This is a genomic window from Rhizobium jaguaris, from assembly GCF_003627755.1.
Classification (GTDB): Bacteria; Pseudomonadota; Alphaproteobacteria; order Rhizobiales; family Rhizobiaceae; genus Rhizobium; species Rhizobium jaguaris.
In genome coordinates this window covers 1,130,409-1,154,978 of record NZ_CP032695.1, presented here as the reverse complement: position 1 = coordinate 1,154,978, position 24,570 = coordinate 1,130,409, and the positions used below count along the sequence as shown (strand labels likewise).

The window sequence follows — 24,570 nt, the reverse complement described above, 5'->3', positions numbered from 1 at the left end:
CTCCGGGCATGTCGTGTTCGTTTTGCCAATTACTTGCCAACGGCCTTGGCTTGATCTTCAGCGGGAAGCTCCGAAGACAAGTAGATGGCGCCCGGCAGATCGTTGCGGCACTGCACTGCATTCGGCTTTCCGGAGACCGAGTCCTCGAAAACCGGAGCCTCGAAAACCTCGTCCTTCGGCGGCGTGCCGCCGGTGGCGAGTGCGACCGCCCATTGCACGGCGAGGCGCACGTTGTCATTGCCGGTCGCGACCGTGAATAGTTTGAAATCCACATTGCTTGCCTTGTTCGCCTGCCAGAAGCAGCCGAGCGAATTACCGTCGGAGGTGGCGAGCGCCGGGATCGACTTGCCTTGCTTGCTAAACAGCGGCAAAGCACCGACCATCGAAGGCCCGAAGTCGGAGATGATGACATCAATCTTGGCATTCTTGGCGATTTCCGCCGTCAGCACCTTCTGGGTCAGTGCCGGATCCCAATTCGTAACGTCGAACGGTTGCGGATTGACGAAGACATATTCCGGTCCGAGGACCTTCTTCAGGCCTTTGAGTTCGTCCAGGCCCTGGCTGTTGCCCGCCGGCCCGCTGAGGAACAGCAGGTTTCCGCCCTTCGGCAACACGCTCTTGATCCACGTCCCCCAGTTCTCGCCATCGTTCTCGAAGGACGCCCCGATGAATTTGGAATAATTTTGACCGTCCTTGCCGCCGACGGCAACACGATAAGGCACAACGACCTTGCCCTGCTTATAAACGCTGGTAAGCGCCGGAAGGACTGCGGGGCCCGCGTCGCCGAATACGACAAGCGCGTCGATGCCCTTCGCTGCCATGCTCTTGATATCCGAAATGGACTTCAGGGTATCGCCCTGACCATCGGCGTATTCGTATTTGGTGATGCTCGGGCAGAGCTCGACGGTCTGCTTGCCAGAAGCCGTTGTCACCTGGCGCCAACTGTTGCCGCCGTAGCCGTCGAGCAAAGCCAGCGTTGCCTTCTTCGGTCCACACCAGGACGGCGCCCCCGCCTTGGCAAGATTGGCACTGCCGAGTGCCATGACCGCAGTTGCAACGGAGAAGGCCAAGCCTTTGGCGATAGAAGCGTATTTCATTTCTGTTCCTCCACTTTTTTTGTTCCAGTTGCTTTTCTGAGGTTTACCGTCCAGCGGAACGAGTAAACGCCGATGCCAAAACCCAGAGCCAAGGCCTGGATGATGGTTTGAGCCGAAAACGGCACGCCGACCGAGAGTGCGAATTGGCTCAATTGGTTTAGAAAGAAGGCGGCGATGACCGTCGAAATGGGGTAGCCCCGGCCGCCCAGTAGCGAGGTGCCGCCGAGCACCACAACCGCAACGGATGGCAGCAACAGGCTGTCTCCCTGAAAGGCGGTCGGCTCGCGCGTGATGCCTGCGATCAGCGTCCCGGCCATGCAGTAGAGAAGCTGCGCGTAGACATAAGCCATGGTTTGGTGAACGCGGACGTTTAGGCCTGCTGCGCGCCCGGCTCGCGGGTTGGCACCGATTGCCTCGAACCTGCGCCCGGCAACCGTTTTCTTGAGCACGAAGGTCACGATGGCCATGGCGACGAGCGCGAAGACCACCGAGTTCGGCACGCCCAGGATTTCGCCACCCGCAATGTCAGCCAACAGATCTGTCGTGATCGAGGGGACACCACCGGACACGGCGAAGACCGCGCCATAAAGGAGAGCGTTGGTGCCGATCGTGGCGATGATTGCATTCAGCTGAAAAAAGCTGATGAGGATGCCATTCAAGAAGCCGGCAGCGAGCAAAAAGCCAATGGACAGCAGGACGGCCTGGAAAAGCAACGCATCATTCTGTTGCGGATAGTGGGTTGCGACGACGACTGCGAGCGACACGGCTCCGGGCAGCGAGAGATCGAAGCCGCCCTGTTGCACAACAAGCAACTGTCCGAGGCCCACGATGGCGATAATCGCCGCGAAAGGCAGACTCCCCGTCAGCGCCCCCCAGGAGAGGCTTGAGGGTGCGTAGATCATGCATATGAGGAGCAGAACGAGCGTCGAGCCAACGACAGTCATGAAGCTTCGCGCCAGCGGCATCCGCAATATCGTCTCCTTGGGACGCATATTTGAGGTGATGGGGGTAGCGTTTGTCATCGAAGCCCGTCTCTCAGCCTGAAGTGCACGGCAGCCCCTTCGGGCTCGCAGCGCAGAGGCCGCGGAGCGCGTTCGGGAGATGCCAACGAAAAGAAATCGCAGACCGGCGTCAGAATTCGCCGTTGCTAACTAGCCGCCCTTTCGCCGGGTCGGCTTTTACAGCATGTCTTGGCTGATCAAACTGTCGGCCAGGCTGCAGTTTTGGACGCGAAATCCGCAGCTCTTGATAGTCGACATAGTATCCGCTGCAGACGCTTCCGGCTTCCGCGAGCCAGTCGCGGATCTTGTCCCATTTGAGATTGCTCATCGTTTTCATATTCCCTCCTCCTCAGAATATCAGCTGTCGTGGAAATGCAGAGCATCCAATTGCAGGCGCGTTATCCGCGATCACTGATCGTTGGTCGCCATTCGTGGATGCTGACGCTCGAATAGACTCCGTGGAGGACAAAGGGATCCTCTGCACTGAATCGATGCATCTCTTCGAGCGAGACGACATCTGCGACGACGACTCCTCCGCTTCCCTCGCCGGCTTCGTCGAGGATCGGTCCGGACTGGACGATGCGAAGCCGACCCGATCGCAGATGGCGCTTGTGATCCTGCAAATAGGTTTCGCGTGCGTCCGCCTTCTCGGGATTGGATAGAGCAACGCGAACTGCAAGCATGACTTCTAGCTCCTCACCAGACCAGCCGAATTGTCCTTCCGTTTCCCACCAACATGCGGACATTCCAGATATCGCAGGAGTTATAGTAAACGGAGTAAAACCAAAGAAAACAACGGAATTATCCATTTTGGACTTCTGAATAACTGCGTGGCTTTCCACCCAAATCTGCAGAGGCGCCGCCCGATCGACGGCGCCCCATCATAGCTTATGCCGTCTTTGGCGCGTCTCCACGGAAGGCGCGTTCGAGCAAATCGGTCAGCCCGCGCTTTTCCAGCTCACGGGGGTTCCAATAGGCGTTTGACATTGCCTGCTCGACCGCCGCATCGACACTGCCATCAGACATACCGAGATCCTTCAACGACATCGTCGCGCCGAGCCCTTTGGCCAAGTCGAAAATCCCGGCGGCCGGATCGGCAGCACCGAGAGCCCTGCCCAGCCGCGCCATCGCTGCCGGCGTCGCATCGGCGTTATAGGCGATCGCATGCGGCAGGACCGCCGTGTGCATCTGCGCGTGCGGCAGGTTGAACATGCCTCCAAGCGTATGACAAAGCTTGTGATGCAGCGCCATGCCGACCGAGCCGAGACAGACGCCGCAGAGCCATGCACCGTAAAGTGCATCCGCCCGCGCATCCTCATCGCCTAGGTTTGAATGAATGCGCGGCAATGCGCGGGCGATGGCAGTGATCCCTTCTTCCGCCATCAGCGAAATGATCGGATTAGCCTCTTTCGCATAAAGTGCTTCGACTGCGTGGGCGACCGCATTGATGCCGCTGGTCACCGAAAGTGAGACGGGCAACGTCATCGTCAGATCGACATCGTAGACGATGACTTCGGGAAGGATGCGCGGATCGGACTTCGTGACCTTGCGGCCGCTTTCGGTCTCGCCCAGGATTGGTGTGGCTTCCGAGCCCGCATAGGTCGTGGGCACCACGATCTGCGGCAGGTCGGTGCGAAAGGCGATCGCCTTTCCGAGGCCCGTCGTCGACCCGCCACCAACAGACAGCAGTGCATCGATGGCATGTTGCTCCACATATCGCATGGCATCTGCCGTCACCTCGACCGGAGTATGCATCTGCGCCTTCGAATAGGTAGCGACGGCGCGCGATCCCATGTGCCGCGCGATAGCGGACGCCTGTTCGGCTTGTTCGGGAGTAGAAAGTACGAGAATGCGCCGCGCCTTTAGCCTTTCAGCCTCTTCGGGAAGACGCGCGATCGTCCCGCGCCCGAAAATGACGCGGCCCGGATTTCCGTTGTAGACGAAGTTTTCCAATTTCCGCTCCTATCTTGTCTGACCGGGCCGTGCGAGCACGAAGTCAAAGTCCGAGCGCCAGAGCGTGTTGCCACCCTCTCCCCGCGTGAACGGCGCGACTAGTGTCTTCTTGACACCAAACACGGTGTCCGATTCCAGATAAGGGTCGCCGCCAACGAAGGTGTGCGTCACCAGCTTCTGAAATCCTTCTGCGCGCACCATGTAGTGCATGTGCGCCGGCCGATATGGGTGGCGGACGAGGCTTGCGAGCATTTTCCCGACCGGCCCGTCGTCCGGGATTGGATATGATACTGGCTTTATGCCGACGAAGCTGTAGCGCCCGTCGGTGCCTGTCACGAAGACACCCCTATTGTTCCATTTCGGCTGGATACCCGGCTGCTGGACGTCATAATAACCTTCCGCATTGTCGGACCATACGTCGATCTTGGCTCCCGCAACCGGATTGCCATCAAGATCGAGCACCCGACCGATGAAGAGACAGCTTTCACCCTTGCCATCCAGACAGATCTGATCACCCATCTGGCGTATGGGGCAGCCCTCGACATGAAACGGGCCGAAGACCGTATTCTCCGTGGCACCCGGTGGACGTCTGTTGTTGATGGCGTCGACCAGCATCGACAGGCCGAGCGTGTCGGACAGAAGAATGAACTCCTGTCGCCCATGCCTGCAGATCTGCCCCGTCCGTGTCAGAAAATCGATGCCGAAGTCCCATTCGTCCTGAGTCAGGTTGATCTCGCGCGCGAAGTTGTGGAGATGCTTGACGAGACAGGCCATCACCTCGGCCAGGCGTGGATCGACATCCTTGCCCATACGGGCATTGACGGTCGCGACCGAGTTTTCCTCGGTGAAAAAGCCGGATGGCGAGGTGCTCGCGCTCGCTTGCTCGGACATATGCTGCACTCCTGACATCTTAAGGTATGATCCGATCTGCTCGCAGCCGTTCGAAGGCGTCTATGAACGAGCTTGTCGTATCCTGATAGTCGAGAAAGCCGAGCTTGCGGCTGCGGCCCATGTCGTTGAACGTCTCGATCTGGCGTCCGAGATCTGCATCCGAATGCCAGAAGGATGCCACGCGGGAGAGCGCATTCGGCTGGAGGTCAAACTTCTTGACCATCTCGTTCCAGATCGGTTCGGCGCCGGCCATCTGCTCTTCCAGCGGCGTGGGCGCGCCAGGATAGACTGCTGCCTCAAGGCCGAAATAATTCGCGATGCGCGGCCAAAGCCACTTCCAGCGGAACACCTCTCCATTGACGACGTTGAAGGCGAGGTTGGCGGCCGCCTTCGTTGTCGCTGCCCATTTGAGGTGTTTCGCAAGCAGCCTGACATCGGTGACATCCGTTGCGGCCTGCCACTGCTCCGGCGAACCGGGGAAGACGAAGGGCCTGCGGGTTTCCCGGCAGATGGAGGCGTAGACCGCAAGCGTCGCCGCCATATTCATCGCGTTTCCAACCGCATAGCCGATCAGCGTATGCGGACGATGAATCGACCAGGTAAAGCCCTCCCTTGCGGCGGCGGCAAAGACCTCGTCCTCCTGTACGTAGTAGAAGTTCTCACCCGGAAGACGCTCCTGCTCCTCGCGGAATGGCGTCTCTGGCTGCGTCTTCGCGTAGGATTCGAACGGACCGAGATAATGCTTGGTGCCGGTCGTCAAGGCGACGTGCTCGACACCTCGCCCCCGCAAGGCGTCAAGCACGTTGCGAACGATGGCGCCGTTGACCTCGCAATTTCTCGTCTCGGTCTCCTGGCGCGACCACGCGGTGATAAACACATGGCTTGGTCTCGCATCCGTCAATGCGGCGCGAACCGAATTGCCATCGACGAGATCGCAACTCAAGGTCTTGACGCCTGCGATCAGACTTTGCGATCGGGACAGGCCCGAAACCGTCCAGCCACCTTCGGCCAGGAGATTTTCGGCGAGGTTGCTGCCGGTGATCCCGGTTGCGCCGACGATAAGTGCGTGTTTGGTCATGACTTACCCATTCAGCAGCGTGATCTTGATGCTTTTCGTCGGATCCTGGCCAAACGAGAAGGCGTTGACGGCGTCGGTCAGAGCGAAATCATGCGTCTGGATTGGCGAAAGATCGATGCCCGTCCGCTCCAGGAAACGAATGGCGGCCGGCCAGACGCCGGGAGATCCGATACAGCCACGCACGGTCAGGTTCTTCATCTGTATCTGGCCGATGACGACAGGCACCTTGCGCCCGATGTTGATGCCCACCATCGACATTCGGCCCTCTTCGCGGGCATAGTCGAATGCCGCCGCCAAGGATGCGTCATGGCCGGAGGCCTCGATCACAAGATCGGCACCATGTCCCCCGGTCAGTTCGCGAATCTTCTCGGCAGCACCTCCGTCCGCTGGGTCAATGGCGACATCCGCTCCGAGCCGCTTCGCCACCTCGCGGCGAGATGCAAGCGGATCGACGACAATGACGCGAGCGCCCATTCCGATCGCTGCCGCAGCCGATACCAGCCCGATCGTACCGCCTCCCGAGACCACGACGGTTTCGCTGGCATTCGTACCGCCTGAGCGCAGCACCGCGTAGAATCCGCAGGTGAAGGGCTCGATCAGCGCAGCCTTCTTGTCGTCGACGGCATCGGGCAGCTTGTGAAGCCATTCCGGATTGACAGAGAAGAATTCGCGATCCGCACCGCTCATGGAGAAACCGAAGTGGTGCAGTCGCTCCGGGGTGCGCACCACGCATTCCCCGACGACGCGGTCGCCCTTCTTGAAGCCGGTGACATTGCGGCCAACCTCGACGATTTCACCGCTCCATTCGTGGCCGGGCGTCACCGGATAGGAGATCGGGATAATGTAGCGTCCGGCCAACAGCTCGTAGTCGGAATGGCAGATGCCTACAGCCTTGGTGTGAACCAGAACCTCGTTGGGCGACAGATCGGGCATGCCTACATCGACGATTGCGGGCTTTTCCGGGGCTTCGAAAACCAGAGCTTTCACGTCTTCCTCCTCAAACCTGTACCAGCGCGCCGCTCTGTGCAGACCGCACGATGGCTTCCAGCAGCGCAATATTGCTGATCATATCCTCGCCGGTAATGGGGTAGTCGGCCTCGCCGCGAATGGCGCGGGCAAAGGCTCTCAGATTGTCGCGAACCGGTTCGGCGGGCGCTACCTCTCGAACGGTTATCGGCTGGTTCTTCCAGCCCTCGGTCACGACCCAGCCGTCGGGCGCTTCGACATGCGCCTTGTCGCGCACTTCGATCCATCCATCCGTGCCGTAGACGGCGAAGCGGGAGACGAAGGGCGTGGCAAGGGTTGCCGAGACATAGGCCGTGCCTCCGCCGGCAAAGCGGATATGCGCACTCATCGTGTCGCCCTGCGGAATGCTGGAGGCAAGGTTCTCGCACACGACGCGGACATCCGTGGCGCGGCCCATGAGCTTCACAGCAAGGTCCGTCAGATGAATTCCGGTCGCCGTCATGCCCCCTGCCGGTGCCTGGTCGGCCTTCAGCCGCCAATTCGACGGGTCGAGGCTGAGAAATTTGTCATGACTGAAATTCGCTTCGATCTGCAGCAGCCGGCCCAGCTTCCCCGACTTGGCCGCTTCCAGGATTTCGGCGATCGGAGGCTCGAACCGACGCTCATGGCCCATTCCGAGCACAAGACCAGCCTCTCGGCATAGAGCGACGGACTCTTCCGCTCCGGCTCTGCTGAGGTCGAGCGGCTTTTCGCAGAAAACATGTTTCCCGGCCGCGACCACGCGCGCGATCTGGTCCCGGTGCAGCGTATGCGGCGTGGCAAGCACGACCGCTTCGATCGTCGGGTCGCTCAGGGCTTCCGCCATATCCGGCGAATATTGCAGACCCATCTGTCCGGCGAACACGGCCGCTTCAGGGCTCGGATCGACGCCACGCACGAAATGCATCTGTGCATCGCCGGCATTGACGAGGCTTGCCATCTTGCGGCCCCACCAGCCGAGACCGACCAGGGCGGCGATGACCGGCTTTTCCTCGATCATGGTCATCGATTGTCTACCCGTTTGTTGAAGGGGTGGATGTTGACGGTTTTCCAAACACCGGCCTTAGTGAAAGGATCGGCCTTGTTGAAGGCGACGATCTCTTCCTTGGTGTCGGCCTCGAAAACAAAGAGGGAGCCGATCATCGTTTCGTTGTCGTCCGCAAGAAGCGGGCCGGAGATCACGGTCTTGGTCTTGCCTGTCGAAAGATAGGCCTTGTGGGCGTCGTAATTGGCGAGCCGCTTTTCGACGGCACCCTCGTGGTCAACGCAGTGAACAGCGTAAAACATGGATAATTCCTTTCGAATTCAGGCGATGGAGTAGCCGCCATCGACCATCAGCAGTTGGCCGGTGATACCGCTCGCCGCGTCGGAGAGTAGAAATGCGACCGCGGAGGCGATCTCGTCGGGTTTGATCAAGCGGTTGATCGGAGTGTCATCCAGCCATTTCTGCATGACGGCGGGTTGAGCACGGCCGACTTCCGCCAGCATGACGGTGTCGGTGTAGCCAGGTCCGACGGCGTTGACGCGCACGCCGAATCTTGCCCACTCGGCCGCCAGGACCCGGCACATGTGAGCGACACCAGCTTTAGACACGTCGTAGCCGACATGGAGCTCCGGCCGAACCGCTTTGACCCCGGCAATCGACGCCGTCATCACGACGGCCCCTCGCCCGGCCTCGATCATGGGTCTTCCAAATGCCTGGACAGTCCAGAAGACGCCGTCGAGATTGACGGACATGACGGTGCGCCAGTCCGCTTCACTATGATCCAGCGCCGTGCGCTCGTACGACATGCCGGCATTGGCGAAGATGCCGTCTAAAGCACCGAAGCGCTCGGCCACCTTTGCCGCCGCTGCCTCGACTGAACTCTTGTCGGTGACATTAAAGGTAACGGCTTCCGCCGTGCCTCCCGCCGCACGAATGTCGTCGCAGGTCTTCTCCACCGAGACATCGCGATCTGCTGCAACGATCGTTGCTCCGAGCGAGGCCAGGTAACGGCAGGTGGCGCTGCCGTTACCACCGGCCGCGCCGGTGATCAGAAATTTTCGCCCGCTGAGATCCATCGGGTTGTTCATGATCAGGCTTTCATGTTCACGAGGATCTTCATGTGAGTGGCCTTGGGATCGAGCAGTGCTTCGAAGCCTTTTTCGACCACGTCTTCCGGCGCGATCTGCGCCGTGACGACCTTTTCGACCGGGAAGATGCCGGTGCCGATCATCGAGGCGATGCGGGGCCAGATCTGCACGGGATAGCACCACGTCGCCTCAACGGTGATATCCTTCAGCGCCCAAAGCATCGCGTCGACAGAAGCCGGCTTCACATGCAGGCCGACCTGCACAACGGTGCCGCGACGACGCACGGCCTTGGCGCAAAGGTTGAGCGACGCCTCGGCACCAACACATTCGAGTGCCACGTCGACGCCCACGCCCTCCTCTGTCTGATCGCGGAACAACTTGTCCGTATCCGTTTCGCGCGGATCGAAGACGACCGCTTCCGGGACCAACTGTTGCGCCAAAGCGCGACGGTTCGGATTGAGCTCGGACACGAAGATCTTTGTCGCACCGGCCGCCTTGGCCGCCAGCAGGACCAGCGCGCCGATCGGGCCGACGCCGGAAACGAGAACACTGCTGCCGCTGGTCACTCTGCCGCGGTCGACACCGTAGAGCGCGACGGCGGCCGGCTCGATCATGGCCGCCTGAACGTCCGAGACCGTGTCCGGCACCGGAATGGCGTTGTAGCCATTGATGACCGCTCGTTCGCCCATGCCCCCCCAATCCCAGGACAACCCCACTACCGCCATCTTTTCGCTGAGGTGGAACAGGCCGCGCCGGCCGTAATAATCGTCGCGCGGCGAGACGAGCGGCTGGATGGACACACGCGAACCTGGGGAAACGTGCGTCACATTCTTGCCCACCTCCAAGACCCTGGCAGAAAATTCATGGCCGAGGATCTGCGGCAGGGTGGCGCCAGAATAGACATTGGGCGTGGCGGGCGTCACGATCGGTCCCGCGATGTACTCATGCAAGTCGGTTCCGCAAATGCCGCAGACCAACGGCTCGATCAGCACCATATCGTCGCCGAGCGGGCCACTTGGCGCTGGCACATCTTCGACCCGGATGTCTTTCTTGGAGTAATATCGTACAGCCTTCATTGCCATGCCTTTCATAATTGCTGTGCTGCGTAGCCGCCGTCGCAGATCAAGTTGTCGCCCGTCACGAGACCGGCTTCGTCGGGGGCGAGGAAAAGAACGGGAGAGCAGGCGGGACCCTGTTGCTCAGCCCTGTCATGATGTCCTCCTCAGATCAGCACCATGCCGCCATCGACCATGACGGTCTGGCCGGTGACATAGTCCGATGCGTCGGATGCCAGGAACGTGGTGACGCCCGCGATGTCCTTCGGCAGTGAAACACGACCGAGCAGGATCGATTGCGAAAATTCGTTTATCGCCTGCTCCGGTTTTTCCGTCAGCCCATGTTCCATGAATTCGCGGTCGAGCTGTTCCCACAGCTCCGTCTTGACGACGCCCGGCCCGAAGCAGTTGACAGTGATCTTGTGCTCGGCGAGCGCACGGGCTGCGGCCTGAGTGATCGCGACAACGGCGAACTTGGAGGCGCAATAATGCGCAAACAGCGGATAGCCCTGTTTGCCGGCGACCGAAGCGGTATTGATGATCTTACCGCCCTGGCCTTGCGCGATCATCTGCTTTGCGGCTTCCTGCGTCCCGATCAGGACGCCGAGACCATTGATTTTCATGATCCGGTCAAAATCTTCTTCCGTGACCTCAAGAAACGGGCAAGTCTGGCTGATGCCGGCATTGTTGAACATGACGTCCAGCCGGCCGAAGTGCGAGACGGTCTCGTCGATCAGGGCCTTGACGCCTTTGCGGCTGGAAACGTCTACGGCGACCGCAATCGCGCTGCCGCCGCTACCAGAGATTTTCGAAGCCGTTTGTCGCGCCGCGTCGGCATTCAGGTCGGCGATGACGACATGCGCGCCTTTCTCGGCGAGATCCGCGGCAATGCCAGCGCCTATTCCGCGCGCTGCTCCAGTGACGATGACGACCTTATTGTTGACCAACCCACTCATAGCTGTACAACGCAGGGTGATAGATGCCCCAAAGATGCGATGACGCTTTTCGCCTTACTTCTCACCTCAAGCCCTCCTCCGATAGACTGATAAGAGCGCTGACAACAAAATACAGTTTGCGGAAACACATCGTTTCCGCAGCTTTTATATTTTGTTGACGGCTTTATTCCTCCCACAGGAACCGCCATGCGATCCGTAAGCAAAGCTAAAGGATGAACCTGTGCTTCGGCAAACCTTTAATTATCCAAAATGGATATTTTCAATGCAGCAATCTGACTGCTTCCGACGCTAAGATTTCTGACAGGAGGAAGCGGCGCTTGCGCCGAACGAATGAACCTTTTTTAGCTCATGCGCTCCTCCGTGAAATCGCGGCATAGGATATTTCTGGCCGGCGACTGCCGCCAGGGAAGGAAGGTTGTGCATGATTGAGACGTTGAGAGTGGGATGGGCCGGCATCGGAAAGATGGGCGCGCCGATGAGCAGGCGCGTCCTTGAAAACGGATATCCGCTGACCGTCTATGAGCCGCTTCCCGAGAACCGTGCCTCCGTCGTCGCCCAGGGCGCGAACGTGGCGCATGCACTTGAGGATCTCGTCGAGGCGTCTGACGTGGTGATGCTCACCATCCCGAACGATGCCGTTCTCCGCCAGCTGACATTGGCGCCATCCGCTCTCGTCGAGCTGCTGAAGCCGGGCCAAATTCTCGTGGAGATGAGCACCGTTTCTCCGGAGCTCTCCGCCGAGGTCGCCGAAGCTCTCGGCCGCAAGGGTGTGGCTTATTTGCGCGCGCCCGTTTCCGGAAGCACCATCACCGCATCGTCCGGCATGCTGTCTGTCATGGTTTCGGGGCCGGAGGATGCCTATCGCAAGATCGAGCCCATCCTGGCAAGTTTCTCGTCCAAGCGTTTCTATCTCGGAGAGGGCGAGGAGGCGCGGTACCTCAAGCTGGTGCTGAATGCCCTGGTGGGGGCAACGGCCGCTTTGCTTGGAGAAGCGCTGACGCTCGGGCTGAAGGGAAATCTGTCGGTTGAGACTATGCTCAACGTCATCTGCGAAAGCGCGGTCGCCTCGCCGCTCATTGCCTACAAACGCGATCTGTTGGTCAACCGTAATTTCGATCCAGCATTCTCTGTCTCGCAAATGATGAAAGATTTCGATCTCATCCTGGGGGCGGCAAAATCGGACCATGTCCCGATGTATCTTGCCTCGATGATCCGGCAGCAGTACGAGGCCGCATTCGCCGACGGGCTTGCGGAAAAGGACTTCTTCGTTCTCTTCGAACAATATGAACGGCTTGCGGGTATGGCGCGGGAAAAGACTGCCGCGCCTCAGACCTTAAAAGCAATTTAGGCGAGCTAGCGAAAGAAAAATTTGCCGGCTAGTGTGATTGGCCACAGCGCGACGGTTGGGAGGCCGACGTGAACGAATACGAAATGCTGCGCGTCATCGATTTCATCGAGAAAACGCGCCGCCCATTCAGGGAGGTTGTCGAGGCGGCCGATGACGATGCGATCTGGTTGATCGTCACCTTCCTGATCAAATCGCACATACAGAGCCAGACCGTCTCGATCTCGACGCTCGGACAGGAATCCGGCCTTCCCTACGCGACCTCGATGAGACTGATCAACCGTCTGATCGACAGCGGCTATATTCTCAAAGTCGCCAAGAGTTCGACAGGCAAGAGCTTCGCGCTGCAGCCGAGCGAGCAACTGCTTCGGTCGTTCGAGATCTATGCCCGCAAGACGAAATCGCTCCTCGCGCAGACATTGGGGCTGCGTGCCGGTGAGGAGGAAGACGAGTATTACTTCGGGGGCACGCCCCTCGGCTCGCAGATCATTCCACCGATGAGGCTTGTCCAGAAGCGTGCCGAATCGCAGATCGAGCTTCGCTTTCTGCTGAACGACGACAATTACTTCTCTGCGATGCGGAACATGTGGGCCGACTTTCGCAACAACCTCGCGTCTCGAAAGAATTTCGACCTTCTGCCGCTTCCCGATCTTTATCTGCGCGCGCGCGAAAACGGTGCCAAACCGCTTTCCGACTACGACGTCATTGCCATCAACATGCCCTGGCTCGGAGAATTTGCTGAAAGCGGTGTTATCAGGCCGATCGATCAATATATCCAAAAGACCGGTATCAATCCGCTGGATTTCCATCCGTCCATCTGGTCGTCTGCGACCTGGGAGGGACGGGACTATGGCGTTCCGGGCTACTGCACCGTAGAACTTCTGGCCGCGAGGAAGGATCTGTTTTCCGACACCGGCCTATCCTTTCCCAAGACCTTCGACGACGTCATCAATGCCGGCCGCAAGTTTCATGCGCCGGACGAAGGCATGTTCGGAGCGGTGTGGGACGGCGCGCGGGGCATGCCGATCGCGTCGAGCTTCCTGTTTTTCATGGGCGCCTGCGGGCAGCCGGCGATCTCTCTGCGCAAGACCCGCTCCGGCTTCACGCTCGACGGCGCCAATCTGGAAGAGCTGAGCTGCACGATCTTGTCCGACGCCGGGTTCTCGGCCCTCGACTATATGCGCAGACTGATGGAAATCTCGCCGCCGAAAATCCTGGAGTTGGCTTGGGATCAGACCCTCGCAATCTTTTTGAAGGGCAAAGCGAGCCTCGGCTATTTCTGGACCATGCGCGCGGCCCGCTTCGAATATGACGTCCAGTCCGTCGTGAAGCGTCGGGTTGAATATCTGCCACAGCCCTACGGTCCTGGCGGCACGCGTGCCTCGCCAATCGGCGGCTTTCTCTTCTGCATTCCGACCAATCTACCGGAAGAAAGGGTGGAACTTGCCGCGGACGCAATAGCGTGGATGGCTTCCCGGGAAGCGATGAAGGCGCATGTGAAGAACGGATTTCCCGTCGCACCGCGCTTTTCGGTCAGCGCTGACCCGGAAGCTGCCGCAAGCTCCCCGATCGTCCGCTTCGTGGACCAGCTGGCAAAAAAGAACCTGCTGCATACCTGGCAGCGCCCCAAGATCCCACAATACACGACGATCGAGAAGGTTCTTGGCGAAGAAATCCACGATGCACTGCTTGGCAACAAATCGCCCAGGCTTGCTCTTGAACATGCCGCCGCGCAGATCGAAGCCAGCCTCAAATCCGTTCAGAGGACTTGGCCCAGGCAGAACGTCATTTAGCATAGATAGCAAGAACGGCAGCTCGTTCGAACCGCCGCTTGCAAGCGTTTGGGCTCGGCTGCGCTGACCGATCACGCAGCCGAACAAACTTACTTGATGATGCCGAGCTTGCTCCGGTCCGTGGTTAGCGCGACCGCCACCAACGCCGTCAGGCCGAAGACGATGTTTTGCGCCGTCGGCTGGACACCGATGATAACGGTCACAATGCGCAGCCACGACGTAATCAGCCCTCCCACGACGGCCGGGAAGAGGCCGCCCACGCCACCGGAGATCGCCGTGCCGCCAAGGACCACGCCGACGATCGACAGCAGGAGCAAATTGCCGGCGAGTGTCGGCGAGCTGAACGCCGTGATCGAGATCAGGAAGAGGCCTGCGACCGCTGCGCAACCTGCCGAAATTGCAAAGACGATGGTCCGCACGGCGACGACGTTGACGGCGGACATGATGGCGGCTCTCTCACCCGTCCCAAGCGCATAGATATCGCGTCCAAGCCGAAGATAGCGAAGCAGGCTTGCCAGCACCGCGATAATGACAATGAGCGCTATGACGGTATTGGGGATATCGGCGGTGCTGTCGGAAAGATAGGTCACGAAGAGGTCGTTGTCGGGAATGGGCTCCGCCGTGGCGTTCGATAGCAGGAGCGCAAGGCCCGAAAGCATGCTGAGCGTGCCGAGCGTGACGATGAAGGACGGCAGTTGCAGCCATGAATGCAAAAAGCCCTGTGTCGCGCCGAACGTCATGGCGATGAGGATGACGACAATTGACGTCCACGGGCCGAAGATCGGATTGAGGACGACGACGAGAACTCCCGTCAGCGACGCGACGCCCGCGACAGAGAGGTCGATGCTACCGGCCAGAATGGGGAGCGTTCCGCCGATGACCAGCGCTATGATCGGCGCCGCATCCGACAGAAAGCTGACGAGCGAGTCCGCCTCGATCACCCCGGGAGCTATGATGGCGCTGATCGCCACGAGCGCGATTAGCACGAGCAAGGGACCAAGCCCTCGCAACATGGTCGATCGAGAGCCCCGAAAGGCGGCGATCAATGTGCTGTCCAGTGCGTTGCCCATGGTCGTTTCATCCCTTGTTCCAAATTCAGTTTGCAAGATGGAAGGCCGCTCGCGTCAGACCATGGCTGCGACGACTTCCTCTTCCTTGGGTATCGCGCCGCCCGTCAGGTCGAAATGCGCCGTGATCTCGCCGTCGCGCATCACGACGATCCGGTCGGAAAGCTCCAGCAACTCTGAGATCGTGTCGCCGACGAAGACGATCGACAGGCCCTTGTCGGCCTGTTCCCGGATCACGGCGAAGAGATCGTCTCGCGCGCCGGGATCGAGCCCGCGGCTTGGATGGTCAAGCAGCAGCAACTTGAGCTTCTTGGCCATGAGCCATTTCGCGAGCACGGTCTTCTGCTGATTGCCGCCGCTGAGGCTCGATATCGGCGCATAAGGCGTATGCATCTTCACCTTGAGCCGCTTCATCCATTCCAGCGCCACCGGGCGCTCCTTGCTGCGTTTCACGACGAAAGAGCGCCAGCCATAGTCAAGGCCGAATGTCAGGACAGCGTTCTCGAACAGAGACCGGCTCGGAAGCATTCCCTCGGAGCGGCGATCGGCCGGCAGATATCCGATGCCTTCGCGAACGGCCGTTCTTGGGCTGCTGGGCGCAACCGCCCTGCCCTCGATCGCAATCTTTCCCGTGTCGACGCGTTCGGCGCCAAAGACCGCCCGGCAGACCTCCTCGGCGCCGGAGCCGAGCACGCCGGCTATACCCAGGATTTCGCCGCGCCGAAGTTCGAAGTCGACATTGCGAAAATGCTGGCCGCTGCTCAGCCTCTCGATCTTGAGAACCGGCGCCGAAGCCTGCACCGCGGTCTTCCGGTCCGATCTGGCTCCCGCGACCCGCTGGTGGCCCACCATCAATTCGTAAAGTTCGTTGCGATCGACGGAACCACTGTCTCTTTCGGCCACCTTGCGGCCGTCGGTCATGACGACGATGCGGTCGCTGATTTCCAGGACCTCTTCCAGACGGTGCGATACGAAGACGATCGTCGCATTTCCGCGCAATCTGTTGATCTGCTTGAAAAGAAGCTTGATCTCGTCCGGCGTCAAAACCGATGTGGGCTCATCGAACAAGATGATCGGCGGCCTGTCGACAAGTTCTTCGATCGCGAGCACCTTGGCGAGTTCCACCTGCTGCCGCTCTGCAAAGCGCAGGTCCTCGACGAGCGCGCGGGTCGGCAGATCGACCGAGATCTTATGAAGTTGCTCCTGCGCGGCCTTGTTCAAGGCCCCCCACCGGTAGAGCCCGTTCTTCTTGGCCGGATGCGGCTTGTCGAGGAAGATGTTTTCCGCGACGGTCAGGTTGGGGATCAGCGACTGTTCCTGATGCACCATGCCGATGCCGTAACGACCGGCTGCCGCGGCGGAATCCAGCACGATCGGCTGACCATCGAGGACAATCTGGCCCTCATCCGGTGTTGCCAATCCCGCCAATATCTTCAGCAAAGTGGACTTGCCGGAACCGTTTTGACCGATCAGTCCGAGCACCTGGCCCGCGGGAATTTCGAGATCGATACCCTCGAGCGCGACGACGCTTCCGTAAGTCTTGCGGACACCTTTGAGAACGAGCGAGCCTGTCATTTTACGACCCTCAGTTTGCTGCGGCGATGCCAGCCGCCAACGGCGACCGCGATGACGATGACCGCGCCGCTGATGATATGGCGGGTGTAGGGACCGGCTCCGATCTGGATCAGGCCATTGTTCAGCACTTCGAGAAGCAAAGCACCAAGGGCAGATTGAACCGCGCCGCCGCGTCCGCCGGTAAGGACAGTGCCTCCAAGAACCGCGGCGCTGATCGCTGGAAACAGAAGCCCATTGCCGATATTCGCATTTCCGGTACTGAGCTGCGCTGACAGCAAGACGCCGCACATGCCCGCGAGCAGACCGCAAATGGAAAAGGCCGATATCTTGACCCATCGGATGCGCAGGCCGGAGGCGACGAGCAGGCCTTCATCGCCTCCGATCGCGTAGATCATGCGGCCCAGTCTCGTGAAATTCAGGACCAGTTGGCTGATGATGATCACGGCGAGCGCGATGTAGACGACCAGGCTCAGATCAAAGATGCGAACACGGGCCAGGTTGAGGATGAGCGGATCGTTGATCTGCGGGACGCGCTGGGGAAAGAGAACGGCCGCTATGCCCAGCCCGACGAACCAGGTTCCGAGTGTCACTATCAGGGAGGGCATTTGCAGCACCGCATTGAGGACGGCGTTGAAGAGACCGAAGGCGAGGCCGGTGGCCAGCGCGGCCAGTAACCCCACCATGCCGTAGTCGTTGCCGTTGACGCTGTTTGCGACCAGGAGGGCAACGATCATGCTCGTCGTCGCCATCGTGCCTTCCACCGAGAGGTCGATGGAACCCATGATGACGACAAAGCTTATGGCAGCGGCGAGAATTGCAGGAACCGCCGCTGCCTCGATCACGGATTTGAGGTTGTCGATCGTAAAGAAGCTACCGCTAACCAGCTGGAAACCTACGGACAGCACGACGAGCGCCACAATAGGTCCCGCAAACTGAGTCCATGACGACTTGCTTCGGATCTCGCCAATCAGCGTCAGCGAGCGAGCGCCGGTTTTGGAGTTCATACTGGTAGCGGCGTCCATCGACCCCTCCTTCCGATTACTTGTTCTCGTTTGCGCCTTCCGGAATCTGACCCGCCGAGTCCTTCCAGAAGTCTTTCTTGATTTCGTCGTAGGCGTATTTCGGCGCGTTCTTCTTGAGGTCGAGATACTTGTCGACGTTGTCCTTCGTCACGACATCCTGCTTGAGGTAGAAGTCGCGCTGCGCATGCGTCAGCTTTTCCGGATCGATATCGCCGACAGCCGCCGCATAGGCGAGCGACATGGAAACCGCGCCCTGCAGGACCGGATCATTCCAGACGGTCGCCAGCATGTCGCCGTTCTTGACCATTTCCAGGCCGATATTCGAACCATCAGAGCCGGTAACTAGAACCTTACCGTTCAGTCCCTTTTCCTTCAGGGCGGCGACGGCGCCGCGGCCCATCGCATCGTTGGAAGCGAAGATGCTCTGCAGTTGATCCCCGTAGCGCGCAAGCCAGGTGCGGGTAATATTCTGCGCCTTTGTTTCCTGCCAGTCACCGACCTGCGTGTCGACGAGTTCGAGACCGGGGCATTCCTTCAGGCCCTTCTTCAGGCCGGCGATACGCTGATAGGCCGGCGGGGTGGACGGGACGCCTTCGATTGCTGCGATCTTGCCCTTGCCGTTCAACGCCTTGCAAAGCGCCATGACCTGATAATAGCCCGACATCACGCCATCAAAGGACGTGTGGGCGACCCAATATTTAGAATCAGTGTCCCAGGGATGGATGTCCTCGGGGCGGTTCCAGATCGTGACGACATGGACCTTCGACTTGGCCGACCTGTTGACTACGGCTTTTACGAAGGCGTTCGATGACGGGTCGGTGGCAAGGGCGCACTGGTTGCAGCCGGCCGAATAGGTAGCGCCGAGCTGGGCCAGAAGCTGGTCACCCTGATAATTGCTGGTCAGCACGGCGGGATCCTTGCCGAGCGACTCGCCGATATCCTTCACGCCCTGCAGATATTCCGACCAGTATTCGGAAGCTGTCTCGTCGATGCCGACAATCAGCTTGCCGCCCTTCGCCTCGCCGGCGTTCGCATGCGCGGCCGGTAGCGCGATGCTCGCGCAGACAGCTGCGGACGTCACGAGCCGTCGTGCCATGGTGCCGAATTTCAGATGCGATTTCATGCCATTCTCCTCCTCAGGTTAAAATGATGTTTCGCCTGCCGCCCAGCCGCCGGGACTTATCGACGGTCGGCCACGGCTTGGTATGTCTCGATCAACAGGGTCGAATTTTCCGGCCGCGCTTCGATCCGGCCAGCCTCGATATCGTAAGCAACGTCCATAACGCGCTGGTTCACCGGCGCTTTCTGACCATGAGCGGCGAGGATGTCGACGACCCATCCGTTGACTTCCTGCACCTCAGCGCGGCGCCCCTTGCGCCAGTCCTGCAAGGACGTCGTCAATGTGTCGGCCTGCGAGAAGGTCTTCAGCACCTCCTCGAAGATCTGGTCGACGTAGCGCTCCGGATGGTTGGTCGTGACCGGCGGCATGCCGATGATCGGAACGATCTTGGCGCCATCCGCCAGAGCGGCCTGCATTGCCTCGTATCCCGCTGCTCGCATGACTTCGAGCATGCCGGGTGCACGCGCAGCGTCTGCCAGCGGCAAGTTGATAATCGCCGACGGAATGAGTTCGGCGGCATTGACGACGAGCTTCATCCATTTCGCGGAACGAATATCCTCCATGACTTCGACGGTGCCGGAATTCCGGAGCAGATCGGCGACGTCTTCAACTCGCTCCTGCGTCTTGGGATCCAACGCGCCGAGAGCGAACCACGAGGTGTCATGATCGTTTTGCCGGTTCGTGATGCCGGGAACGAACATGTTGGAGGCAATTTCGATAACGGCACCGATGGTCCGTTCGCGGCCGACGACGTCAGCGATGTCCTCATGCGTCATGCCGTTCTGAAGCCCCACGATCAGGCCGTCTGGAGCCAGGCAGGGCTCGATGAGCTGGCATGCCCATTTGGTGTCGTAGGCCTTGACCACGAGAAAGACGATATCGAAAGGCTCCTTGATTTCCGCGACTTGGCAGAGATGCAGAGCGGGGACCTTCGCATTGATGGTGCGGGTCGGCAGATTCACGGTGATCCCGTTTTCGCGGATGGCCATGACGTGGTCCGGCCACTGCTCGATGAAGGTGACGTCGAGCCCGGCCAATGCGAAATCGGCTCCAATGGACGCGCCCTGAGCGCCTGTTCCCAAAAATGCGATTCTCGGGCCGCGCGCCTTATCCCAACTCATTCAACTCTCCTTCTCCAGTGGCGTGCGGCTCGTGCACGCGTTGTTTCAGCAAATCATTCCGGTCGCCCAGGACCGTCTAACCCCGCCTGCAGGCGAGATTTATGATGCGAAAAGCGAGCTGTTCGACGCCTGTGCCGCCAGACTTCCTCGCTCGATCGAGCGGGCGATCTCGACGATCCGTTCGTTGATCGGAGCTGCCTGCTCCGCTCTTTTCAGCGTCTCGACGACGTATCCGTTGATATCCAGGACCTCCGCGCGCCGTCTCTTCCGCCAATCCTGGAGGACGGTCGTCAGCGTATCCGGCATCATGAATGTCTTGAGGACTTCGTCGAAAATCTCGTCTACATAGCGTTCCGGATCGTTGGTCGTCGTCGGGGCCATGCCGAGGATTGGAACAATGCTTGCGCCATCGGCCTGCGCCGCGCGCATCGCCTCATAACCTGCGGTTCGCATCACCGTCGCCATGCCGGGCATCTTGATCGCCTCCGCGAATGGGAGGTTCAGGATGGCCGACGGAACCAATTGCGCGGCATTGACAACCAGCTTCATCCACTTGGCGGAACCGATATCGTCCGAAACCTCGACGCGGCCACTCAGCCGCAGCAGCTCCGCGATTCTTTCCACCCGCGCCCGATTTGCCGGATCGAGAGCACCGAGCGCAAACCAGGACGTGTCGTGATCGTTCTGTCGGTTTGTCACGCCAGGCACGAACATATTCGACGCCATGTCGAAGACGGCGCCGACAGTGCGCTCGACGCCAACGACTGAAGCGATCGCATGCTGCGTCATTCCATTCTGCACACCGACGACGAGGCCGTCGGATGCCAGAACCGGCTCGACGAGCTGGCATGTCCAGCGGGTATCGTAAGCCTTGACCACCAGGAAGATGATATCGAAGCGCTCCCGCAGTTCTGCCACTTGGCAAAGGTGTTTTGCGCGAACGTTTGCATTAATTGAGCGCATGGGCAGGTGCACTGTGATACCGCGCTCATTCATCGCATCGACATGCTCCGGCCACTGCTCGATGAAGGTTACATCAAGGCCCGCCAGCGCAAAATCGGCACCAATCGACGCGCCCTGCGCGCCGGTACCGACAAATGCGATCTTTGGACTGCGCTCGAAATCCCAGGACATCGTGCGTTCTCTCCATTCCCCGGCACGCACTGTGCCGCTCCGTTGGTGGGCATGATTAGAAGCCACAAACGGATGAGTCAAGTGCAAACGTTTGCTCTCTTTTGCAGATTCCTTGGGCATGGAAAGATCAGGAATACCGATTTATATAGCTTTTATAGTGGTTTGTTATGAGCCTCTCTAAGACAACCGTTTGTCTAATATCTGCGAAAGTATCCTAGGCACACGAAAATTTAGAACGAGTGGCCTTGTCGGGACGCTGTTTCAGGCGGTCGCTTTTACTCACTATCAGCTAGCAAAGGGCGAAATTTCGAAGCACTTTAAGCCAAGGGTTGTCTCTTTAAAGGGGATTCTCCCAGTGAGATGATAATCGTCGAACCGCAATCGCTTTATCACCCATCTTGTGTGCAAAGGTTTGATCGCATATTTTCCCAATCAACCGAATCCGAAAGTTGATGTGGCCGGCCCCCGAATGATCGATATCCCGCAGCGTCATCAAGGCAAGCGCCCGCGCGTCACCATCGTTGACGTTGCGAACGGCGCCGGCGTGCATGTCTCGACGGCGTCGCGTGCGCTGAACCCGGGCACGAGCCATCGGATATCGAGCAAGGTCGTCCGAAAGATCGAGAAGGTGGCCGAGCAGCTCGGCTACAAGCGAAACACTCTCGCCTCTAGCCTTCGAACGCAGAAGACGGGAACCATCGGTCTCATCGTCCCTAATCTCAGCGACCCCTTGTTTTCTCCAATCATCGCTTCCGTGGAAGAACGCGTGGCGGAAGATGGCTACGTGACCTTCGTCGCTAACTCGGATTACAGTCCCGTTAAACTCCGATCGATCATCGAGCGGATGAGCAGTCAGTTCGTCGCCGGCCTGGTCGTTGCCAGCTTCGAGCTCAATGACCCCTCAGTCGAACTCTGCTTGGAACTGGGCATACCGACCGTTGCCGTTCTTCGGGATCCCAGGCACCCTCGGATGTCGTCGATTTCGATGGACGATGTTTCAGGCGTTCAAGCGCTGGTTGAGCACATTCTCGATCTGGGCCATAGGGATATCAGCTACGTCACCCCGCCGTTGGCGGCCTCTACCGCTCAGAACCGGCTGGCGGGTTTCAATGCGGCGACACGCCTTGCAAAGGCTGCCGGTTGCCGGTTCGATGTTGTCGAAGCGCGAGCCTATGATGTTGCTGAGGGCGAGCGGATCATGGCGCATATGTTGGCGTCAGGATTGACCAGCACCGCCGTCCTCGCCTTCAACGACCTGCTCGCCGTTGGATGCCTTGTTGCGCTGAAATCGGCTGGCATCTCTTGTCCGGAACAGATTTCGCTGACCGGCGTCAACGATCTGCCGTTCATGAATATGCTGTCGCCGCCGCTGACAACATTACACACTGCGGGTCGTGACCTCGGATTGGAGGGCGCCGACCTACTCATGAGCCTGATCAAGAATCTTTCGCAACCGATAAAGCGCGTCCTTCTCACGCCTCATCTGGTGCTGCGAGGCAGCACAGGCCCGGTGCGTAAGCGCGGATCGGATGCCGATCCTTCGCCTGTCGCTGTCCAATCGGGCGCGATTACCGGTTGAGCCGGACGGACATCATCGCGGCGAAATCATCGTCAGCAGGCGAATGTCCGGGTCAACTTTGAAAAACTCGTCCTTTCGCGCGATCAACTCCTGCAGATACGGCGTCTCCATATGCTCGTCCAGGGCCGCGCGGTTGGTCCAGTTTTCATAGAAGGCGAAGTTGGCCGGGTCCTCCTGGCTCTGGTGCAGATGATAGTCGACGCAGCCTTCCTCAGCGCGCGTCCGCTCGATGAGCGACATCAGAAATGCCTTTGTGTCCTCGATCTTGTCCGGACGCGCCACGAGATGAGCGATGACCGTAAGCTGATCCAACATTCTTTCCCTCCCCTACAGCGCCATGCGTTTATTTGAACGCACAAAGGCCGCTCTCGTCTTTTGAATCTGGAGCATCTTATCCGCTTGCAGGTGGCTCCACCTGAAAGCGGGATGCTCTGACCTTCCAATTTTCTGCGCCGATCGCCGTCTCGTTAGGTGAATCGGCAGCCACCATTGACGTCCAGCGTCGCGCCGATGAAATAGCTAGCATCGTCGGTAGACAGAAAATGAATTGCGGATGCTATCTCTGCTGTTTCAGCAGGACGGCCCATCGGGATCTTGGCCCACTCGATCTCACGCATTTCATCGGCGGAAATTCCGCGTTTTTCAGCCTCGACCGCCAGCGCATTGAAATGCATCGGCGTGTTGATATTGCCTGGCGCGACGCAATTCACCCGGATATCTGGCGCGAGCTCCGCGGCGACGCTTTGCGTCAGCGAAATCAGTGCGGCCTTCGATGTGCAATAGGGGCTGAAATAGGCATGACCTTCCCTGCCCCAGTAGCTGGCGACATTCACGATGGAAGCATTACCAGCCTTGCGCAGCTGCGGCACGCACGCGCTAATGAACTTCACGTTCGCCCGCAGATTGATGTTGTGCACCCGGTCCCATAGGGCCATGTCGATATTCTCGATGCTGACGGCCGGATGGTTGATCGCGGCCACCAGTCCCAGGAAGCGCAATGGAATGCCGGTTTCATTCGCTGTCTTTGCAACCCGATCGACCTCCTGATCGTTCGCCAGATCCATCTGGATGCCCAGGCAGGTGCGACCGAACTCGGCAGAAAAATCGTTCGCCAGAGCTGAAATGTCAGCCATCCTGTCGCACAGGATCATCGACCAGCCGCTCTCTGCGAAACGCCGCGCCGTTGCCCGGCCAACTTCCCCGGCAGCCCCTGTCAAAATGCAAAGCTTCGTATCCGTCATTATCTCGTCGCTCCTCCCAAACCTGTCGGAAAAAGGGTATGAATAATTTTCAGGATGAGAACCGCGCAATTATCCATTTTGGATTTTGTTCTTCAGAATCGGACGAACTGAGCGATGCAGATTGATCCGACATATGCCGGCAAATCGGAGAGGCGCCAGCTATTTCATGGGTCACTACTCGATGCAGTGGCCACAAAGGCAGCGTCGATCACTGCCAGGGACCAACCTTCATTTGCAATGATGGATCAGCGAGCGCCAGTAAGAAATCATGCGAAGCCTATATGGGCGGCGCTTCTCTACAAGGATCGGACCGAGATGGGACCAACCGCAGCGCATTCGGTTTAGGTACTCAACGATCCGTCTGCAGTGTTTAAGAACTGCTGGTCTGCATTGGTGGCTAGCGGAATCGCGTTCAAGCAAGGTGGAACAGCCAAAAAGTAGGACAATGGCCTACTCCAAATTTG

At 59.2% G+C, this 24,570-nt stretch carries 24 protein-coding genes; 3 read left to right on the top strand and 21 right to left on the bottom strand.

Annotation, left to right across the window (positions count from 1 at the left end; genetic code table 11):
- Window positions 1-29: 29 nt before the first annotated feature.
- The 13 genes from CCGE525_RS27665 to CCGE525_RS27605 form a co-directional block, all read right to left on the bottom strand.
- Window positions 30-1,097, bottom strand: a complete 1,068-nt coding sequence (locus CCGE525_RS27665) for a substrate-binding domain-containing protein (protein WP_120707454.1) — start codon at window positions 1,095-1,097, stop codon at window positions 30-32.
- The gene (locus CCGE525_RS27660) at window positions 1,094-1,999 is read right to left on the bottom strand and encodes an ABC transporter permease (protein ID WP_281024684.1); all 906 of its coding nucleotides are present in this window, start codon (window positions 1,997-1,999) and stop codon (window positions 1,094-1,096) included. Before CCGE525_RS27660 ends, CCGE525_RS27665 begins: the two co-directional genes overlap by 4 nt.
- A 229-nt stretch (window positions 2,000-2,228) precedes the next feature.
- The gene (locus CCGE525_RS27655; protein WP_120707453.1) at window positions 2,229-2,435 is read right to left on the bottom strand and encodes a hypothetical protein; all 207 of its coding nucleotides are present in this window, start codon (window positions 2,433-2,435) and stop codon (window positions 2,229-2,231) included.
- Window positions 2,436-2,496: 61 nt separating this feature from the next.
- The gene (locus CCGE525_RS27650) at window positions 2,497-2,781 is read right to left on the bottom strand and encodes a YciI family protein (RefSeq protein WP_120707452.1); all 285 of its coding nucleotides are present in this window, start codon (window positions 2,779-2,781) and stop codon (window positions 2,497-2,499) included.
- A 205-nt stretch (window positions 2,782-2,986) separates the two neighbouring features.
- On the bottom strand, window positions 2,987-4,051 hold the full coding sequence (locus CCGE525_RS27645; RefSeq protein WP_120707451.1) for a maleylacetate reductase: 1,065 nt from the start codon (window positions 4,049-4,051) through the stop codon (window positions 2,987-2,989).
- 9 nt (window positions 4,052-4,060) lie between these two features.
- On the bottom strand, window positions 4,061-4,942 hold the full coding sequence (locus tag CCGE525_RS27640) for a dioxygenase family protein (protein WP_120707450.1): 882 nt from the start codon (window positions 4,940-4,942) through the stop codon (window positions 4,061-4,063).
- Between the two features lie 19 nt (window positions 4,943-4,961).
- Complete coding sequence (locus tag CCGE525_RS27635; RefSeq protein ID WP_120707449.1) at window positions 4,962-6,020, bottom strand: SDR family oxidoreductase; 1,059 nt, start codon at window positions 6,018-6,020, stop codon at window positions 4,962-4,964.
- Window positions 6,021-6,023: 3 nt separating this feature from the next.
- Window positions 6,024-7,007, bottom strand: coding sequence for a zinc-dependent alcohol dehydrogenase (locus CCGE525_RS27630; protein ID WP_120707448.1), 984 nt, complete (start codon window positions 7,005-7,007; stop codon window positions 6,024-6,026).
- Between the two features lie 10 nt (window positions 7,008-7,017).
- On the bottom strand, window positions 7,018-8,031 hold the full coding sequence (locus tag CCGE525_RS27625; protein WP_120707447.1) for a Gfo/Idh/MocA family protein: 1,014 nt from the start codon (window positions 8,029-8,031) through the stop codon (window positions 7,018-7,020).
- Window positions 8,028-8,312 (bottom strand): YciI family protein, encoded by a 285-nt coding sequence (locus CCGE525_RS27620; RefSeq protein ID WP_120707446.1) that lies wholly within the window; start codon window positions 8,310-8,312, stop codon window positions 8,028-8,030. The genes CCGE525_RS27625 and CCGE525_RS27620 overlap by 4 nt, the downstream gene beginning before the upstream one ends.
- Window positions 8,313-8,330: 18 nt before the next feature.
- A complete protein-coding gene (locus CCGE525_RS27615; RefSeq protein ID WP_120707445.1) occupies window positions 8,331-9,098 on the bottom strand; it encodes an SDR family NAD(P)-dependent oxidoreductase in 768 nt (255 codons plus the stop codon).
- Window positions 9,099-9,100: 2 nt separating this feature from the next.
- Window positions 9,101-10,174 (bottom strand): zinc-binding dehydrogenase, encoded by a 1,074-nt coding sequence (locus tag CCGE525_RS27610; protein ID WP_120707444.1) that lies wholly within the window; start codon window positions 10,172-10,174, stop codon window positions 9,101-9,103.
- A 146-nt stretch (window positions 10,175-10,320) separates the two neighbouring features.
- On the bottom strand, window positions 10,321-11,109 hold the full coding sequence (locus tag CCGE525_RS27605) for a glucose 1-dehydrogenase (RefSeq protein ID WP_120707443.1): 789 nt from the start codon (window positions 11,107-11,109) through the stop codon (window positions 10,321-10,323).
- Between the two features lie 421 nt (window positions 11,110-11,530).
- On the opposite strand from CCGE525_RS27605, the gene CCGE525_RS27600 reads away from it, so the two are divergent.
- Both CCGE525_RS27600 and CCGE525_RS27595 read left to right on the top strand, forming a co-directional pair.
- A complete protein-coding gene (locus tag CCGE525_RS27600) occupies window positions 11,531-12,457 on the top strand; it encodes an NAD(P)-dependent oxidoreductase (RefSeq protein ID WP_120707442.1) in 927 nt (308 codons plus the stop codon).
- A gap of 68 nt (window positions 12,458-12,525) precedes the next feature.
- On the top strand, window positions 12,526-14,247 hold the full coding sequence (locus CCGE525_RS27595; protein ID WP_120707441.1) for an extracellular solute-binding protein: 1,722 nt from the start codon (window positions 12,526-12,528) through the stop codon (window positions 14,245-14,247).
- An 89-nt stretch (window positions 14,248-14,336) separates the two neighbouring features.
- Here the strand turns inward: CCGE525_RS27595 and CCGE525_RS27590 are convergent, their stop codons facing one another.
- The 6 genes from CCGE525_RS27590 to CCGE525_RS27565 form a co-directional block, all read right to left on the bottom strand.
- Complete coding sequence (locus CCGE525_RS27590) at window positions 14,337-15,317, bottom strand: ABC transporter permease (protein WP_120707440.1); 981 nt, start codon at window positions 15,315-15,317, stop codon at window positions 14,337-14,339.
- Window positions 15,318-15,371: 54 nt separating this feature from the next.
- Window positions 15,372-16,889, bottom strand: coding sequence for a sugar ABC transporter ATP-binding protein (locus CCGE525_RS27585; RefSeq protein WP_120707439.1), 1,518 nt, complete (start codon window positions 16,887-16,889; stop codon window positions 15,372-15,374).
- Window positions 16,886-17,911 carry an ABC transporter permease gene (locus CCGE525_RS27580; RefSeq protein WP_120707438.1) on the bottom strand — a complete coding sequence of 342 codons (1,026 nt, stop codon included), beginning with the start codon at window positions 17,909-17,911 and terminating at the stop codon, window positions 16,886-16,888. The genes CCGE525_RS27585 and CCGE525_RS27580 overlap by 4 nt, the downstream gene beginning before the upstream one ends.
- Before the next feature lie 16 nt (window positions 17,912-17,927).
- Window positions 17,928-19,034 carry a sugar ABC transporter substrate-binding protein gene (locus tag CCGE525_RS27575; RefSeq protein WP_245472322.1) on the bottom strand — a complete coding sequence of 369 codons (1,107 nt, stop codon included), beginning with the start codon at window positions 19,032-19,034 and terminating at the stop codon, window positions 17,928-17,930.
- A 56-nt stretch (window positions 19,035-19,090) separates the two neighbouring features.
- Window positions 19,091-20,152, bottom strand: coding sequence for a ketopantoate reductase family protein (locus CCGE525_RS27570; protein ID WP_120707437.1), 1,062 nt, complete (start codon window positions 20,150-20,152; stop codon window positions 19,091-19,093).
- A gap of 99 nt (window positions 20,153-20,251) precedes the next feature.
- On the bottom strand, window positions 20,252-21,286 hold the full coding sequence (locus tag CCGE525_RS27565) for a ketopantoate reductase family protein (protein WP_120707436.1): 1,035 nt from the start codon (window positions 21,284-21,286) through the stop codon (window positions 20,252-20,254).
- Between the two features lie 454 nt (window positions 21,287-21,740).
- Here CCGE525_RS27565 and CCGE525_RS27560 point away from each other — a divergent pair, with 454 nt between their 5' ends.
- A complete protein-coding gene (locus CCGE525_RS27560) occupies window positions 21,741-22,865 on the top strand; it encodes a LacI family DNA-binding transcriptional regulator (RefSeq protein ID WP_162950331.1) in 1,125 nt (374 codons plus the stop codon).
- A gap of 12 nt (window positions 22,866-22,877) precedes the next feature.
- On the opposite strand, the gene CCGE525_RS27555 is transcribed toward CCGE525_RS27560, so the two are convergent.
- Together CCGE525_RS27555 and CCGE525_RS27550 are read right to left on the bottom strand one after the other, a co-directional pair.
- Window positions 22,878-23,180 carry a putative quinol monooxygenase gene (locus CCGE525_RS27555; RefSeq protein ID WP_245472321.1) on the bottom strand — a complete coding sequence of 101 codons (303 nt, stop codon included), beginning with the start codon at window positions 23,178-23,180 and terminating at the stop codon, window positions 22,878-22,880.
- Between the two features lie 152 nt (window positions 23,181-23,332).
- The gene (locus CCGE525_RS27550; RefSeq protein ID WP_120707434.1) at window positions 23,333-24,106 is read right to left on the bottom strand and encodes an SDR family NAD(P)-dependent oxidoreductase; all 774 of its coding nucleotides are present in this window, start codon (window positions 24,104-24,106) and stop codon (window positions 23,333-23,335) included.
- Window positions 24,107-24,570: the final 464 nt, after the last annotated feature.